Source organism: Psychrobacter sp. Choline-02u-9 (assembly GCF_002836505.1).
Classification (GTDB): Bacteria; Pseudomonadota; Gammaproteobacteria; order Pseudomonadales; family Moraxellaceae; genus Psychrobacter.
This window is the reverse complement of record NZ_PJBF01000046.1, coordinates 16,677-30,877: the sequence shown is the minus strand read 5'-3', so window position 1 is coordinate 30,877 and position 14,201 is coordinate 16,677. Positions and strand designations below refer to the sequence as shown.

The 14,201-nt window shown below is 43.1% G+C and carries 15 protein-coding genes; 4 read left to right on the top strand and 11 right to left on the bottom strand.

Annotation, left to right across the window (positions count from 1 at the left end):
- Positions 1–100 precede the first annotated feature (100 nt).
- The 3 genes from CXF69_RS05850 to CXF69_RS05840 form a co-directional block, all read right to left on the bottom strand.
- Positions 101–598, bottom strand: coding sequence for a DNA polymerase III subunit chi (locus tag CXF69_RS05850; protein WP_102078801.1), 498 nt, complete (start codon positions 596–598; stop codon positions 101–103).
- Between the two features lie 7 nt (positions 599–605).
- Positions 606–2,261, bottom strand: coding sequence for a leucyl aminopeptidase (locus tag CXF69_RS05845; RefSeq protein WP_102078802.1), 1,656 nt, complete (start codon positions 2,259–2,261; stop codon positions 606–608).
- A gap of 225 nt (positions 2,262–2,486) precedes the next feature.
- A complete protein-coding gene (locus tag CXF69_RS05840) occupies positions 2,487–3,104 on the bottom strand; it encodes a cysteine hydrolase family protein (RefSeq protein WP_228706745.1) in 618 nt (205 codons plus the stop codon).
- A 492-nt stretch (positions 3,105–3,596) separates the two neighbouring features.
- On the opposite strand from CXF69_RS05840, the gene CXF69_RS05835 reads away from it, so the two are divergent.
- Positions 3,597–4,913 (top strand): LPS export ABC transporter permease LptF, encoded by a 1,317-nt coding sequence (locus CXF69_RS05835; RefSeq protein WP_102078811.1) that lies wholly within the window; start codon positions 3,597–3,599, stop codon positions 4,911–4,913.
- Entirely contained in the window at positions 4,913–6,121 is a 1,209-nt protein-coding gene (gene lptG, locus CXF69_RS05830) for an LPS export ABC transporter permease LptG (RefSeq protein WP_102078803.1), read from the top strand. Before CXF69_RS05835 ends, lptG begins: the two co-directional genes overlap by 1 nt.
- A gap of 120 nt (positions 6,122–6,241) precedes the next feature.
- Here the strand turns inward: lptG and CXF69_RS05825 are convergent, their stop codons facing one another.
- Entirely contained in the window at positions 6,242–6,850 is a 609-nt protein-coding gene (locus tag CXF69_RS05825) for a class I SAM-dependent methyltransferase (RefSeq protein ID WP_101204678.1), read from the bottom strand.
- Positions 6,851–7,090: 240 nt separating this feature from the next.
- Between CXF69_RS05825 and CXF69_RS05820 the strand changes: the two genes are divergently transcribed.
- On the top strand, positions 7,091–7,534 hold the full coding sequence (locus CXF69_RS05820) for a PH domain-containing protein (protein ID WP_102078804.1): 444 nt from the start codon (positions 7,091–7,093) through the stop codon (positions 7,532–7,534).
- 63 nt (positions 7,535–7,597) lie between these two features.
- Here CXF69_RS05820 and CXF69_RS05815 read toward each other — a convergent pair whose 3' ends face one another.
- From CXF69_RS05815 to recN, 7 genes are all read right to left on the bottom strand, one after another.
- A complete protein-coding gene (locus CXF69_RS05815) occupies positions 7,598–7,927 on the bottom strand; it encodes a DUF3817 domain-containing protein (protein WP_102078805.1) in 330 nt (109 codons plus the stop codon).
- A 68-nt stretch (positions 7,928–7,995) separates the two neighbouring features.
- The gene (xerD, locus tag CXF69_RS05810) at positions 7,996–8,934 is read right to left on the bottom strand and encodes a site-specific tyrosine recombinase XerD (protein ID WP_102078806.1); all 939 of its coding nucleotides are present in this window, start codon (positions 8,932–8,934) and stop codon (positions 7,996–7,998) included.
- Positions 8,935–9,000: 66 nt separating this feature from the next.
- Entirely contained in the window at positions 9,001–9,327 is a 327-nt protein-coding gene (gene tusA, locus CXF69_RS05805; protein WP_102078807.1) for a sulfurtransferase TusA, read from the bottom strand.
- Between the two features lie 83 nt (positions 9,328–9,410).
- A complete protein-coding gene (locus tag CXF69_RS05800; protein WP_102078808.1) occupies positions 9,411–9,905 on the bottom strand; it encodes a hypothetical protein in 495 nt (164 codons plus the stop codon).
- An 86-nt stretch (positions 9,906–9,991) separates the two neighbouring features.
- Positions 9,992–10,567: a Holliday junction resolvase RuvX gene (ruvX, locus tag CXF69_RS05795; RefSeq protein ID WP_228706744.1), complete on the bottom strand. Its 576-nt coding sequence runs from the start codon at positions 10,565–10,567 to the stop codon at positions 9,992–9,994.
- 50 nt (positions 10,568–10,617) lie between these two features.
- Positions 10,618–11,181 carry a YqgE/AlgH family protein gene (locus tag CXF69_RS05790; RefSeq protein ID WP_101204671.1) on the bottom strand — a complete coding sequence of 188 codons (564 nt, stop codon included), beginning with the start codon at positions 11,179–11,181 and terminating at the stop codon, positions 10,618–10,620.
- 167 nt (positions 11,182–11,348) lie between these two features.
- The gene (gene recN, locus CXF69_RS05785; RefSeq protein ID WP_102078809.1) at positions 11,349–13,028 is read right to left on the bottom strand and encodes a DNA repair protein RecN; all 1,680 of its coding nucleotides are present in this window, start codon (positions 13,026–13,028) and stop codon (positions 11,349–11,351) included.
- A 765-nt stretch (positions 13,029–13,793) separates the two neighbouring features.
- Here recN and CXF69_RS05780 point away from each other — a divergent pair.
- A complete protein-coding gene (locus tag CXF69_RS05780) occupies positions 13,794–14,129 on the top strand; it encodes a pyrimidine/purine nucleoside phosphorylase (protein WP_057757729.1) in 336 nt (111 codons plus the stop codon).
- Positions 14,130–14,201 lie beyond the last annotated feature (72 nt).

Here is a 14,201-nt window from a genome sequence, read left to right as displayed (position 1 = left end):
ATACCTCATTTATAGGAGGCAAAAGTAGCGATATAGGCAGTAATATATAAGGTAGGAAGAGATTTCGTTGTAAAAGGTAAGAGGGAAATAAACGGCAAAGCTATACTTTAAAGTGGGTCAAATCGTAACCTAATTGCTGGTAGGCTTTATATTTATTGCGACCTTCTTGTGTACTTGTGGCATCAGGTCGGATCAGCTCAAGGACTCGGGAGGGTTTTGAATTATTGGTAGCAGCCATAAAATCGTTGACGGGTCGTGTCGTCGTATTGAGCACGATACCATTAAAATCTGCTGGCATATGATTGCCTAGCAGTACAGGGGCTGATACTTCAGAAGTAGCAATGTTGATGTTGCTATCATCAGTACCTCTATCATCGGTACTTTTATTGTCAGTATCAGAAAGACATTGATGCGGTATAAAACTCGTGGACTCTTGTGCCCAAAGCGCCGTATCTAGATTTGCTAGTAATGTCTCATCTTCAATTAAAATCAGCAAAGACTGAGCGCTTTTGTTAAGCGCCGTCTGAGTCAGCTGACAAATAAAGCCCAAGAAATCTTGGGCCTTACTTTCACTTAATACATAAAAACTAATTTTCATAAATGGATTAAGCCATCTCTGCGCTGTTTTTTAGATACTGCATAAACAATGGCACAGGACGTCCAGTGGCTGCTTTGTCTTTGCCTGAATTCCATGCAGTACCAGCGATGTCCAAATGCGCCCATGCTTGACCTTCTTCAATGAAACGCGATAAGAAGCAGGCGGCAGTTACCGCACCAGCACCTTTACCACCAATGTTTTGCATATCGGCGATTGGTGAATCAAGCTGAGCTTGATACTCATCATCTAAAGGCATATGCCAAATTAGGTCACCTGATAGGTTGCTAGCATTTTCTAAATCAAACAGGATGTCTTCATCATTACTAAATACGGCTGAACGAACATGGCCTAGCGCAACCACACAAGCACCAGTCAAGGTGGCAACATCGATGATGGCTTTTGGCTGATAACGCTGCACGTAGCACAAAGTATCTGCTAGTACTAAGCGACCTTCAGCATCAGTGTTCAAGATTTCAACTGATTTACCATTCATCGCTTTGACGATATCGCCTGGACGCGTGGCATCACCTGATGGCATGTTTTCAGCACAGGCTAGCGCACCAACGACGTTGATTGGTAGACGTGCTTCACATAATGCTTTGATTGTACCAAGTACTGACGCCGAACCACCCATGTCAAACTTCATCTCATCCATCGCCGCACCTGGCTTGATTGAGATACCGCCTGAGTCAAAGGTTACGCCTTTACCGACTAATACGATAGGTGCGTCGTCATTGGTCGCTTGTGCATTGTCATTGCTATTTTTGCTCGCATTTTTAGCTGACTTTTTGGTTGGTAGTTTATCGGCTAATGCCTTTAGACCACTTACTTTTGCGTTGCTAGTGGTTTGCTCGGTAAAGCCTGCATCTGAACTAAATTCTGATTTACCACGGTACTCCATGAGTACCAGTTTACCTTCTTTGGTAGAGCCTTGTGCAACGGCTAAGAAGCAATGCATACCTAGCGCTGACATCTCGTCTTCACCTAGTACTTTCACGGTTAATAGATCAGGATACGTTTTTGCAAGTTCTTGAGCTTGTTCAGCCATGTAAGCTGGGAAGCAGATATTGCCAGGTTCATTGGCCACATCACGAGTGAGGCTCTGACCAGCAAATACTGACTGAGCAAAGGCAAGTGCAGGCTGTAGTGACTCATCAGCTAACAGATAGACATCAGTCAATACAGGAGTCGCTTGCTCAGACTTATACTTGTCAAAGCGGTAGCTCGCTGCCAACAGATTAAGGGCAAATTGACCAAAATGGTTTTCTTCCAGTGCATCACCCAAGGCGACAGTGATAGAAGACACACGCTTTTGAGTGCTGCTATAGATAGTGTTGGCGATTTTTTGCAGTATTGTGTTGTTAAACTTATCAGTGTTACCTACACCGACCAACAGCAGTTGAACAGGGTTTTGCTTAGTGGTTTTTTTATCACCTGCCAGCGCATAGTCAGCAACAGTCTCACAGGTAGTGCCCTTGAAATGTGATACTTCAATCAGCTGCTCAATACGAGTGGTATATTCGGTCAGCACAGATTCAGCCAGAATGTTTTTCTTGTCATCGACTAAAACAACCAGACAAGCATCGTCTTTACTTTTGGCTTCTTTTTTCAGGATTTTTTGCGTATGGGTCTTTGGTAAATGCTGAGATAATTTGATATTCATATAGTTATCCTTATTAGAGTTATGAAAATTGCAGGATTTAAATGACTGCTTATACCTGTCAGATTATTAAATTATTTGGTCTGTTGAGCAATCACAGTAGTGTAGCATATTGCGATAATCGTGCGCAGTTAGCAAGTCTTGGGTAATACGTTTGAATTATTATGCTGTACTAACTTACGCTATGGTTTAACGGTTACATTATCATTTTTCGATGATGACAACATACTAGTCATTGACCAATTCATCGGTTGTTACCATCGCGGCAAATCTATCTTGTAGTGCTGCCATGGCAGTATCATGCATGATTTCAGCGCTTATCGGCTTTCTTGTAGCACTCGGTAGGTCGCGAGTGGCACAGGCATCATGGCAGACAAAACTATCAAAACCTAAATCAAATGCAGCGCGGACGCTTGAGCTGACGCACATATGACTCATAAAACCTGCAAAAATAATCTGCTTTTTTTCTGTTGCTGAGATCAATGATTGTAATTGCGTATCATAAAAGGCATTCGGATGCTTTTTGGCAATCACTGTTTCGCCATCTTGCGGCTGCAATTGCTCGACTATCTCAACATTAGCTGATAAAGGATCAAAGACATTGCCATTCTTGGCGCCATGATGGGTAATGTGGAAGATAGGTAAATCTTGCTGACGCGCTCTATCGAGTAGTAGGCGCGCATTGGCGATGGCTTTTGCCCCAGCGTCCCCTAATGGCATAGCGCCATCGACGTATTCGTTTTGATAATCGATAAGAACGAGTGCGCAATTTGACCAATCAAGCGCATCGAATGTGCCGCCAGCGAGCTCAAGTAGGGTAGAGGGTGTAGAGATCGTTTTATTCATTAGTATTATTCTCCGTTTAACAATATAAGTATATTTTTCTATCAGTCAGTCTAGCAATTAATAACAGAGATAAATGTTCGATGATACGAATGACAAACAAACCTTTCTAAAATAAATAAAGCAAAAACTTAGCGCTAGAAATACTATCAATTCGATGTAATTTGAGGTTTTATCAATTATTTATCCAATATTTGCTATGTTTGTTACTTACTGTCAATAATGCGCTCTCAGCAAGGTGTAGGTAATGTTTTCAAACACATTTCACAGCCATTTTTGGGCAAAACATGCTAGCATTAGCGGTTATATCTGTCGCTTGTGTTTATTGAGTATGACTAACCAGTCGCTTAGTAACGTTTACCGTTATTTGAGTATTTAGATGACCCATATCATGCTGATGATATGACGTCTACGACCTAAACAGTCAATAAGCTCATCATCAATCGCGCGCATACCAACCGTTTAAGAGTACCCATTGTGATATTACGCCGCTACATGACACAACAAGTTGCCTCGACCACTGCCTTAGTGTTGGGGTTTTTGGTAGTGATGATGCTCGGCGGTCGTTTGATACGCTACTTTGGCATCGCTGCTGAAGGTCGTTTGGACGTCAGCCTACTGTTTACGATCATTGGGTATAACCTGCCGTATTTTTTAGAGCTCATTTTACCGTTAGCGTTTTTTATCGCTTTGATGCTGGTATTTGGTCGCTTATATGTCGATCAAGAAATGGCAGTGATTAATGCTAGTGGCGTGTCTCGAGGTAAGCTTGCTCGATTGATGACACCATTAATATTGGCATTGTTCGTCGGCGAGGCGGCACTATCTGTCGTTGGTAAACCTTGGGGTGTCCGCTCGTCTGAGGCTGTGTGGCAGCAGCAAGCATTGACCAGTGCGTTTGATTTGATCCGTCCGAACGAGTTTATCAGTAGCGGTAATTATCATTTATATGTGGGTAGTCTCAGCGATGATAAGAAAAAATTGCAAGATGTGATATTAATCCAATCTGAACCTGCGAAAAAAGGTAGTGCTGCTGAAAGTGTTAATGCTACTGCCACTGCTACTGATATGAATAATACGATTGACAGTGAAACAGCCGAACAGATTGGCATCTCAGATATCCCTAAAGATATTATAAATAGTGGTGCAAAAGACATTAGCAAAGACACTATCACGCTGGCTAAGCGTGCTGAGCAAGTGGATACCGGCAATAGCGGCGTGACCCAGTTAGATCTGTTTCAGGGACGTCGTTACGAAGTTGGCGCAGGCAGTCTCAAATATAATCAAGTCGCTTTTGATCGTTATCGCATTACCTTGAATGAGTCTTCACAGGAAGTGATCACCGAAGACAATATTGAAACGCAAAAGATTGGACCATTATGGCAAGCCGCTACGAGTAGCTCACCATCAGGCACGAATAGTGCAATGCGTGCTGCACAAGGTGAGCTTGGCTATCGTTTGGCGCTACCATGGCTGATGATTATCGCGCCTATGTTGGCTGTGCCACTGGCGCAAGTGCGTCCGCGTCAAGGGCGTTGGCTGCGCTTGTTTCCTTCTATCTTATTATTTGTCAGCTGTGCATTAGGTATCATCTCGCTCAAAAACGCAGTAAGCAAAGACAGCATCAGCGTATGGGCATATGCATGGCTTATCTTAGGATTTATGGCTTTGGCGCTTTATATGAATTGGGGTAGCCGTGTGCAACATCGATTGCGCTTTCGCAAACAAGAAAATAGGCTAGCCGCTGCCGCAACTAGTTCAGTTAGCGACATCGATAATCAGAACAACAGCTCACAAGGAGGGCAGTCTTAATGCGCTCTTTATTTGCTAAGTCAGCCAAGTCTAATCAATTGGCTAAAAAACCTGCCAATCTAAAAGTCCTCAGTCGTTATGTTAAACTCAACGCTCTATTGGCTATTATCGCTGCCGTTATTGGTTTGTGGGCGTTGCAGCTGATTTTTTCTTACTTATCAGAGCTTGATTCGTTAGATGATAACTACACCATGGGCGAGGCGCTCAAATATATCTTTTATCGTTCGCCATACTTTTTAGAGCAATTTATCCCAACGGGTGCGCTATTGGGTGCTGTTATTGGCTTAGGTTTGCTAGCTAATAAAAGTGAGCTGGTCGTCATGCGCGCGGCTGGGGTCAGTATCTATCGCATCGTCGGCTGGGTATTGCAGCCCGCTTTGATATTTGTACTGTTGGCCTTGGCTATTAATCAGTTCGTTCTACCGTCTTCTAATCAGTTGGCAAAACAGATTAATGATGAGGACAGTACCTCACTGGTCACTTCGGTACGCGGCTACTGGACGACACAACCACGATTCGAAACCGCAGAAGATGGCAGTGCTACACCTGATGGTAGCGACGTTTTATATATTGATTATGCTGATGTAGCAGGCAATATTGGCGAAGTGAAACGCTGGCATTTGGATAACAACGGAAATTTGCAAACCGCTGTCCATGCGGAAAGTGGAAAGTATACTGGCCGTGAACCAATTGATGTGAACAGTGAAAAGCCAAGCGAGCAGTATCGTTACGAGTGGCAGTTAAACGATATGGTTAAGCTCTCTATCAATCAGGGATTTGAGAGTAGCCAAGCTATTTCACCATCAGATACGTTAAGCTTACCTTTTGCCCCAGAGTCTGTGTATCTGCTAACGCGTAAGGCAGAGGATTTGTCATTGACGCAGCTGTATGAGCATCGCACGTTTATGCGCCAACAGGGCAATCGCTCTTTAGATCATGAAGTGGCCTTTTGGCAAAAGCTACTATCGCCATTATCGATATTGTCGCTAGTGATTGTCGCTTGCTCATTTGTCTTTGGCTCGCTACGGACGCACAGTTTAGGCTTACGTATCGTCGTGGCATTGTTGTTTGGTCTACTATTTAGCTATATTCAGGACTTAGTCGGATTTGTATCGCTAGCCACAGGCTTTTCACCAATGCTTATGGTTCTATTACCGATTATCGGCAGCGCGCTATTGGGTGGATATTTAATAAAACGCCAGATGTAAAAAGACAATTGGTCATACAAAATAAAAAGCACGCTAAATCAGATTTAGCGTGCTTTTTTATGTCGATTTCAATTTAGGCTTCAGTTTAAATGACTGAAACTCAATCAGGTAGAGCTAAAACTAGTCTTTGGTCGCCATCGTAATCGTATAGGTTTTACCTTGCTTGATTTTGTCGCTATTGCCAAACACTTCGGTAAACGAGCGCTTAACAAATTGGCGTAGGCCATTGATGGTCACGACATAAAAACGGCCACCTTTACGCATGCGTGCATAGGCATCGAGGAAGTATAAATAATGCTGCTCCTTACCGACTTTGGCTGGCAAGTTGGACATCACAAGGCTAAAGTCTTTATCTTTTGCCACATGATTAAAGCCATTTGATAAATGTACATCGACATTGTTTAGACCATTTTTCTCACAGTTACGACGTGCGTATTCTACCGCCATAAAGTCTTTATCAATCAGCGTATGCTGACCATTCGGACATTCACGTGCTGCCGTCATACCCAGTACGCCATAACCACAGCCCAAGTCGATCGAATCATCATCTTGCTCAAAATCCACATAATCAAGCAGCATCAAGCTACCATCATCGAGTTTTTGCGGTGAAAAAATGCCCCACGTGGTCGCAAAATCAAACGGCTTACCCAGCACTTCTTGGCGAAAATTGATATCTTCGCGCCAGTGTTCGGCGTTTTTTAATAGGTCAGCAGGTGGTCTATGGCTCATGGGATTCTCGGATAATAGATAGGAAAAAGGTAGTGCGCAGCCCATTTAGGCAGCATGTATATCATGACGCACTTTAATAAGGGTATTGTAACGAGAAAAGGATGGGTTTGCAGCTATCTATTTCTAGAACTGCATTTTGCTATATCGCAAAAAATTTTAAGAAAAATGTTAGAGACATTAGATAAGAGGCATCGCTTAAGATAGAATCAAATTTAACCTGATAGTCTCTAAGTATTATTTATGCCAGACATTATATTCGTATCCAAAATAGACTTTTGGCTTGCACTGCTACTTTGGGGTTTGAGCTTATTTACTGTGTCTGTTCCATTATGGCAGTGGAGGCGAGGTGCTCACAAATCCCTCATACAAACTATATTAATGACGGTTATTCTCTTCCCTTTTGCAGCACTAATGCTCATACCTTTCTTCGGTACTGAGTACACATTAACGAATGACCAACTACAAGTAGATAGTGGGTTCTCTGTTCAAAAAATTGAGCTTACAGATATCATCTATATTATGCCAACACAAAGCATGAGTTCTGCGCCAGCACTATCATTGGATAGGATTAAAATATCATATCAAGATGAAGAAATACTAATCTCACCAAAAGACCAGTCACGTTTTTATCGCGAGATACAGGCACGTAATCCTAAAATAGTGATAGATACAGCAGGCGAATAGAATGGCATTATCGTTAGCCGCATTCAGCTATACATCGTTCTTGATATTGAAGGTTTCTTGAAACTACTTCCCCAAACTCTTCTTCAGTAAATGATCAAATATAAATGGCCCAAATGGCAAAAACGAGCCGAGCACACCAGCAGGTAGCGCCCAAAGCGGCATTTTTATTCTGCTCGCGGTGATGATTAATACCATGACATAAGCAACGAATAATACCCCGTGCACTGGACCGATATAGCTTACCGCTTCTGGAATATCGAACATATATTTGAGTGGCATCGCGATACCAAGTAACAATAGAAAAGACGTACCTTCTAAATAACCCATGATAGTGAGGTTTCTAAGTGCAGAGTTTTGACTCTTTGTTAAGGTAGACGGTTGAGCTTGCGACACGATATATTCCTTTTACAATCATCAATAATATTAGATTTCAATGCTGCCCATATGACAATATGGTAAGGCTACCCACGTGGATGATGCTCGGCATGTAATTTCTGCAATCTTGCCGTTGCAACATGAGTATAGATTTGCGTGGTGGATAAATCGCTATGTCCTAGCAATAACTGCACACTTCTTAAATCTGCACCATGATTGAGCAAATGCGTGGCAAATGCGTGACGTAGCGTATGCGGGGATAATTCTTTATCGATACTGGCAACTTTGGCGTACTTCTTAAGTAGATACCAAAAGTTCTGCCGCGTCATATAGCCACCTTGCGCCGTCAAAAATACCGCTTGGCAATTGCCTGATTTTAAATGCGCAATCAAGTCTCCACGCCCATGAGACAGATAATCTTCCAATGCATCCGCTGCATATTCGCCGAGGGGCACCAGTCGCGTTTTATTGCCTTTACCCGTGATTTGTAGCCAGCCAGAGTTTAGATTCACTTGCTCTAATGAGAGGTTAATCAACTCACTCACTCGCAGACCGCAGGCGTATAAAACTTCTAACATGGCTTTGTCACGCAGTCCAAGTGCCGTACTGGTATCAGGTGCAGCAAGTAGATTATCGACGTCAGCCTCGGCTAAGTCTTTTGGCAGCGGACGTCCGAGTTTTGGGCTTTTGATACGTTCACAAGGATTGTCTTCACGCAGATTATTAGCGATCATCCATAGATAAAACTGACGCAAGCTTGAGAGCATACGTGCTTGTGTACGTGGGGTTTTGCCATCTTTAGCAAGGAGTGACAGACAGTGCAACACATCATCAGGCTGCCAGCGTGTCAGGGCAATAGAATTGGTCAGCTCACAAGAGCGTAGGTCTCGCACATAAGCATTACGAGTACGCGTCGCTAGACCGCGCGCTAGCATGGCTTGACGAAACTCAGTCATGTAAGCTGGCTCATCATCGACCGCCAATGCTTTAGGCTGTCGTTGTTGCACGGCGCGATCACGACTCATAGGATAATACTCAGATAAGGGTTAAGTTAGCAATGACAGACAGTTATTAAAATAATGCCAAATCTATCATGCCGTTTTTTTCTTAACCAGATAGCGATATAGCGTTACGCTTGCAGGCGTATCATCATCGCTATCGATGGTGATTTCGTCAGGGTCAGCATCTAAGCTCACGTTCTCAGCCAGTGTTTCTTGGCCTACTAGTTCATGACCTAAATGACGACAGAAATTTGGAATATCGCGCGTGGTAGCCGGATCTGTCGCCAATATTTCAATCACTTCACCGCCATCTGCTTTGCGAATGACGCGATGTAGCATCATGACCGGCTCAGGACAAATCAGCCCTTGAGTGTCTAAGTGATGGTGGATAGGCGTGTCTGGTATCGAAGTGGTCATAGTCATTATCGTAAAGCTAAATAAGTGAATTTGAGGATGAGTAGTTTGCTTAAGTGCTTATTGCGGCGTACTTTGTAGGTCGTCTACGCTTCAGTACTTTCAGCCTCTTCGTCGGCATCAGGCGTATCAGCTATTTCTAAAAAGTTAAAAAACCGCTTAAAACTTACTTTAAATAAAAATGCCACGCCCAGCCAACAAGATAGTCCTAACCATGCAGTATCGGCAAAAATTAATCCACCAACCAATATAATGGTAGATACGCCAATACTCATGGCAATCATCGACGGTTGGTTTAAGCGATAACGATAAACGACCAATGCATCGTAAATAGTAATGGGTATCGTGAGGGCTACTAGGGCATATGGCAAATTATAAAATAATTGATAAAGCAACTGGTTATCATGGAAGGCTTTGATACTAGCAATCGTGCCAAAGACCACAAATGCAAAAATAGCCGCATAAATGAGATAAATCGCTATTTGGTTGGCACGTTGGGCGCCTTTAATACGGGCAATAGCAAGTGGAGCAAAACCATGCTGTGACTTATGTTGCGAGGGTTGGTCTGAGACAGTGGTCATAGTAATCAGTCATTTATCCGTTAAGAGGTACGATGTATCGAAGTGACATTATAGCCGCACACGTGTCTTTTACCTATTTGGCTGCTTTATTCTGCTTTGATTGCATCGATAGCGATACTGCTATTAGGATCAGCAAAATAGGTCGACATTAGGATACAAGCGGAGATATCATCGATTGGGTCGCGTTCGTTTTTGATCCAACCATTGTCCCATGCGATTTCTCTTGCTTCGATTGAAGTCAGCCGCTCATCACACAGTGATACGGTCACTGGCAAATGCTGCTCCATTATTCTATGGGCCAGACGACGAGCGAATTTGTGCGCTCGTTTTGAAAGCATGGAGCTAGTGCCATCCATATTAAGCGGTAGGCCAACCACGACTTGCGCCACGCCCCAGACTTTGATGATACCAATTAAGTTGTCCCAATCTGGCTGCCCGTTATTCATTGCCAAAATGTCAAAGGCACGTGCCGTCTGTGTGATGTTATTACCGAGTGCCATTCCCATCTTTTTGACACCGTAGTCTAGTGCCAAGATAAGATGCGGCTTTACCTCTGGCTCAATAGTTTCAGCAGTGCTATTGCTACCGTTATCGAGAGTATCAATATCAATGTCATTATCTATAGCGTCTGTGCTACTGGCTGTAAAAGTACTATCTACCATAGTAATGGGTGTCCTTTATGTCTTTATCTAAATTCGCAGAGCGTATGAGATCACGCATGACCTATGTCACTACTAAGATAGTCGAAATTGACTCCGATTTTGTCGGCTGCGATTTGCCAGCGTTCTTCAAACGGTGTATCAAATAATAAATTCAGATCAGCAGGGCAGACTAACCAATCACCATTACTCAGTTCTTGGTCTAGCTGTTTCTTACCCCAGCTGGCATGACCTAGACACAGCTGATAGTGACCGACGCCTTGACCTGCGGCGATACGTTTTAGAATATCTTGGCTAGTTGTGATGCAAACGTTCTCCGAAATAGCAAAAGAAGAAGCCCATTCTGGCTGACCAGTATGCAGCACAAAGCCGACCTCAGGATACATAGGGCCGCCCTCTAATGCCACATCTTCCATCACCTGCGGATTGGTCACTTCAATATCTAAATCTTCTAGCAGCTTACCTACGCGAGATTGCTCGAGCGGACGATTGACCATCAGACCTAGTGCACCATGCTTGTCATGACGGCAAATATATATAAGTGCCTGCTCAAACCTTGGGTCTGACAGCTCTGGTGCTGCAATCAAAAAATGATGGGTCAAATTGGTTTTAGACATAGAAACAAATGCAACCTAATAATAAGGGTGAAAGACTACTATATGGTGATAATCAACAGAAAAGCAAGATTCGCACTAATTGCTACTGACCATCATACAGACTCAGATAACCATCCGTTTTGATGAAAACGAACGGTTATTTAACGTTAGATAGGTCAGGTAGAGCGTTATTTAACATCGGATAATAAGCTGCGGGCATGATCGCGCGTGACATCAGTAATAATGACACCACCAGACATACGCGCCAACTCGTCTACTTGCGCACTGTTGGTCAGTATGAGTAGCTCGCTTTCGGTCTGTTCTTGATGGTGCTTTTGTACCAAGATATGTTGATGCGCTTGTGCTGCGACTTGTGCTTGGTGTGTGATGGCTAGCAATTGCTGTGTTTGCCCAAGCGAGCGTAGCAGTTCGCCAACCACTTGCGCAGTACCGCCACTGATACCGACATCAACCTCATCAAATACCAACATAGGCTTGGCGGCATTGTTATCAGCATTGGTCGCTTGTAGTACTTGCATCACGAGTGCCATACGTGACAGTTCACCACCTGAAGCAATTTTATGTAGGGGCTGCATTGGCATACCGACATTGGCGCTGAATAATAAATCAATATCGTAGCAACCTTGTGCATTGTAATGACTAGGTTCAGATTTTTTGGTAAAGACAAATTCACAGCGAGCATTGGGTAGCGCAAGCGGTTGTAGTTGTTTGATGAGTTGCTTACTAATTACCGGGGCAGCTTTTGTGCGCTCTTTATTTAACTGTGTGGCCAGAGCGAGATAGTCTTGCCAAGCCTGATCAATTTGCGCTGCCATTGCATCACTGCTTGGCTCGTTCTCTAGCTGCTCTAATTGCGCCTCCCAGCCTTTTGCTTCATCAATTAAATCACTGGCGGGCAAGCTATGCTTACGTGACAAACGATGTCCTAAGCTGATTAGGTTGTCTAATGTTTGCAAGCGTTCAGGATCAGGGAGCTGCTGTTCGGCATAATCTGATAGCAGGGCAGTTACCTCAGTGATTTGCTGCTGTGCTAGATGCAGCTGCTCAGAGGCTTGTTCAAACGTTTGACTGACGCTTACTTGATTGTCACAGAGTTTGATCGCTTGCCCAAGCAAGGTCATGACGTCTGGCTCATCAGTATCATTGTCGAGCAAATGCAGACCATGACTAGCCTCTTGCATTAAGGCTTCAATGTTGGAGAGCTCTTCGTGTTCAGATTCAACTTCGGCGTAGTCCACAGCCAATAATGGCGCAATATCTGCTAATTGGCTCTGCAACAACTGAATACGATCTTGACGCTGGGCTTCGCGGCTCGCGATGTCATCTGCGCGACGTTTTAGCTGCTGATAGGCTTGATAGCTACTGGCAGTTTGGATGGCTAGCGGTGTTATCTGGGCCATCTCATCAAGCCATTGCACCACAAATTGCGGCTTGAGCAATGCTTGCTGAGCATGTTGGCTATGTATATTGACCAATAAAGTGCCTAAACTCTTTAGCTCCGCTAAGCTAACCGGTGAACCATTTAGCCATGCTTTTGAGCGGCCAGTATTGCTTAATTGTCGACGAATAAGTACTTCAGGCTCTTCTAGCGGTCGCTCATTTTTGGTAAACCACTCAGCGACGATACTGTTATTTTCTACATCGAATTGAGCGTAGATATCCGCATGCGCAGCGCCATGCCTGACCATCGCACTGTCTGCTCGCTCACCGACACATAGTGATAGTGCATCTAGCAATAACGACTTGCCAGCACCTGTTTCACCAGTGATGACATTAAAACCTTCAGCCACGCTCAGCTCATGCTGAGCAATCAACGCAAACTGATGTAAAGTTAACGATACTAGCATCAACGCCTCTCAGGACAGACAATGGACATCATATAAATCTTAGGAAGCCATCTATAAATAGGGTAAATAAGGAATTGAAAATATCTATTTAAACTTGCTAATTAGATAAATATTGTAGGCAAATAGTATGGTGTTAAATGTGCGTAAATACAAACTTTAAGACGAGGTATAACAGAATTTATTATTGGGAGATTACCATAAAACTATTAAAAACTGACAATAAATCATCGACATAATACCTATGATATTAATCATTAGGGTCATTGGATATCCAAAGATAAGCATAGTATGAGAAGAAGTATTTTGACTGATAATGATAAAAAGATACCTAAAATGATGGTCTAGCATCCGCCTAGAAAAATACCAAATGAATATTAAACGAACGGGTAGATACTTGTCATCGAATAGAATTTTCCTCGTCGCTTTAACAAACTTTATAGATATAATGTGGTAGCATAATCTCACATAATGATAAACTCTTCTTATGAGTTTGATGCGCTATGCAACCTAATAACGAGTCATAATTTTGTAAAATTGTAGGCGTATAGTGGTGAAAAATATGCCACTCGATCATTATTCAAAAGCGTTTTCATAGAACCTGTGGCTACCTTTAGCGCGCAGATATCTACTATAGAGGGATAAAGTATTTAAAGCAGGCATGTTTGCTTACTGGTCGCGTATTTGAAGCCCAGTGCAACTCTGTCAGTACTTTAACCCGTTACTTATTTTTTAGTTTTGCCATAATTATTTGATAAGGAAGCCACTATGACAGCGGCGCAATTTACTAACGTAACAGTTAATGCCCAAGCGACAGTATCTTATGATGGTCGCTGCTCAAGCCATACCATTATGTTTGAGGATGGTCGTCATAAAACGCTAGGCGTTATCTTACCTTGTGACAACTTGGTTGAGCATTATCATTTTAGCACCAACACTTCTGAGCGTATCGAAATCACCAGTGGTGAGTGTGAAGTGAAGATCAATGGTGACGATGAATTCAGCTACTACCGTGCAGGTCAATCATTTGTCGTTGAAGGCAATAGCGGTTTTAACCTACGTACTGAAGAGATTGTTCAATATGTCTGTCATCTAGAAGGCTGATATTATTAATAGGGCGCTTGAGCTTTATTATTCTAGCGCCTGTTCTATCACACATTAGTATTTCGAGAAAAT